The 2,338-nt window shown below is 61.5% G+C and carries 3 protein-coding genes; 1 reads left to right on the plus strand and 2 read right to left on the minus strand.

Going from position 1 to position 2,338, the window contains the following annotated elements:
* Positions 1–144 precede the first annotated feature (144 nt).
* Positions 145–1,419, minus strand: a complete 1,275-nt coding sequence (locus ACFWN1_RS32940; protein ID WP_384370332.1) for a tyrosine-type recombinase/integrase — start codon at positions 1,417–1,419, stop codon at positions 145–147.
* Positions 1,420–1,902: 483 nt separating this feature from the next.
* Here ACFWN1_RS32940 and ACFWN1_RS32945 point away from each other — a divergent pair, with 483 nt between their 5' ends.
* Entirely contained in the window at positions 1,903–2,061 is a 159-nt protein-coding gene (locus ACFWN1_RS32945; protein WP_384370335.1) for a helix-turn-helix transcriptional regulator, read from the plus strand.
* Here ACFWN1_RS32945 and ACFWN1_RS32950 read toward each other — a convergent pair.
* Positions 2,049–2,338, minus strand: a 290-nt coding sequence (locus ACFWN1_RS32950; protein WP_384370337.1) for a hypothetical protein, incomplete at its 5' end; no start/stop codon positions are given. The genes ACFWN1_RS32945 and ACFWN1_RS32950 overlap by 13 nt on opposite strands.

Here is a 2,338-nt window from a genome sequence, read left to right on the forward strand (position 1 = left end):
CGGGCGGGCCCCTTTGTCACCCGGGGGCACGGCACCACGCCTGTCAGATGTCCCGGAACTCCTATACAGCGCATCTGACCTGCGTAAACGGATCCTTCGAAGATCATCTTGCACGGTTGTGGCACAAGCCGACCAGTGTAGGAGTCATGCGGCCCTCGTGTAGGCGCTCCGGACCGCGATACGGATCTTGGAACCGGCCCCCACGGCCCGGTGCACGTACTTACGCAGAGTGAACGCAGGATCGGCGTGTCCGAGCCGATCCGCGAGTGTGTACACGTCTACCCCGCCGTGGATCATCATCGTCGCGTACAGGTGTCGGAGGGCGTGCATCATCACGTCGCGAGACTTCTCCCAGCGCCGTCCCTGCGCGTCGGGGTCAAGGGGCTTGATGATGCCGGCTGCCGCCAGAGCAGGCTTCCATCGGTAGGAGTTGAACCAGTTCGACTGGATGGCGGTCTTCTCTCGGGTGTAGAAGATCAGTTTCACCGTGACCGGGTCGCTACCTTTGCTGCCCCACGGTCGGGTCACCTCGACGGGCGGATATTTCTCCATGTGCTCACGCAGGGGGATGGCCACGTCGTCGGTCAGCTCGACCCACCGGTCCTTCGGGTCCTCGTCGTTCCCGCCCTTGGGCAGGGCATATGCCAGAAACGAGCCGTCGTGGACTACTTGCCTTTGCACGTGCACCATCGGGCCGTCCGGATGGGCCCAGTCGATGTCGTCTGGTGACAGGCCGAATATTTCTCCTTGACGAAGGCCCAGGCCTCGACCGCAGTCGACGAGCGCCTTGTAGCGGTCGGGAAGTTCGGCGCGGATCTTGTCGGTGTCCTCCCACGTCAGGGTCAGCTCTGCCCGGCCGCCATCTCCTCGCTTCGGCTTGGCGTCCTGCACCGATTTGGCGAGGCATGGATTCTTCGGTATCAGGCTGTCGTCCACGGCCAGGTCAAAGACAGCCCGAAGATTGTCGAAGACCAGGCGCAGCGTGGAACTTTCGAGCAGCCGACGACGATCGTGCAGCCAGTCCAGCAAAGACGACGCGTTCACGTCCTTTACGCGCATCTTCCCAACTGCGGTAGGAATGATGTGCAGGTGAACCCGCTCCCTGTGGCGTCGGTATGTGCGCGGATTCTTATGTTCGTGCCCCTTGAGCCACGTCAGGGCGAGTTCACCGACCCTGACCTCTCCGGCGCGAGGGTTGATATATGACCCGTCGTCCACTCCGGACCGCATTTTGGTCTCGTGCCTGCGGGCTTCGGCCTCGGTGCGGAACAACTCCGTCTGCTGGACATCTTCCTGGTTACGCCAGCGAGCCTGCCACCGCTTCCCGGCCCCGTGATCCCTCGTCGGAACCTTGCCGTGTTCCCTGCAGGTCGACTCTCCGGCTTTCGGGCGTGACTTGTGCCAGCGGTCGTATGGCATGGACGCAACTCCTAGTTTTCAGCAGGCCTTGAAGTTTCTTTGTGGGGTCTCTCGTGTCAGGGTCGTAATCGACGGCGAGATCGTGTTCCCGTTCATCGCACCCTGGGTGAATGGGATGTTGATCCAGACAAGCTGAAAATGTCAAACGCATTCTTGGGATCTTCGCGGCAAAGGGGTACGGGGCGGTAGGGAAGATCTCACCTAGACGAATCCTCGCTGAGGCGTCGGCGAGGGTTCGACGAGCCCTCGCCGAGGATTCGCTGGCTTCTTTCGAAAGTTCGGAAGAGTTGTAGGAGTTTCGCCGCACACTCTTCTATTTGGTCCGGCTGGAATTTCATGTCAATGTTCCGTGGGTCACCGGAGCGGACTACCGCTCACGTGGCTCTTTCCTGCCCCGTTCTGAGCCGTTCTGGAGTACCCATGCGTCGAACCACTGCCCGTGCGGCAGAAACCGCCAGTGGCGCGGGGGGCTGGTGTCCATTGATGAGTGCTGAGGAACTGGCCGACTTCCTGGGCATACCGCTGAACACGGTCTACATATGGAATCACCGACACCAGGGTCCGCGAGCCCACAAGGTCGGCCGCTATTTGCGCTACCGCTGGCCGGAGGTGGAGGCATGGCTGGAAGCTCAGGCGGTCTGATTGGCCGAGTACGCCAGGTGTATTCGTGCCGGCAGGGCGACAGAACCCGGCGTAACATTCGAGTATCGTTCCCGTCCGACATAAGCCCAGTTCAGAGCATGTGCGGCAAGCCAAGATTGGCAGGCCGGGTCGAATCCGGGTCGAATTTCGCCGTGCGAGCGCAGAGCGACGTTCGCCGCCTGAGGCGCCGAACGAAGAAAGTGTTGTGACCAGCGGAAAAGCATCCGGCAGCCCGGCCACACCGGCCATATGGAAAAATAGTGCCAGGTGGTCGGGG

Source organism: Streptomyces sp. NPDC058459 (assembly GCF_042721685.1).
Taxonomy (GTDB): domain Bacteria; phylum Actinomycetota; class Actinomycetes; order Streptomycetales; family Streptomycetaceae; genus Streptomyces.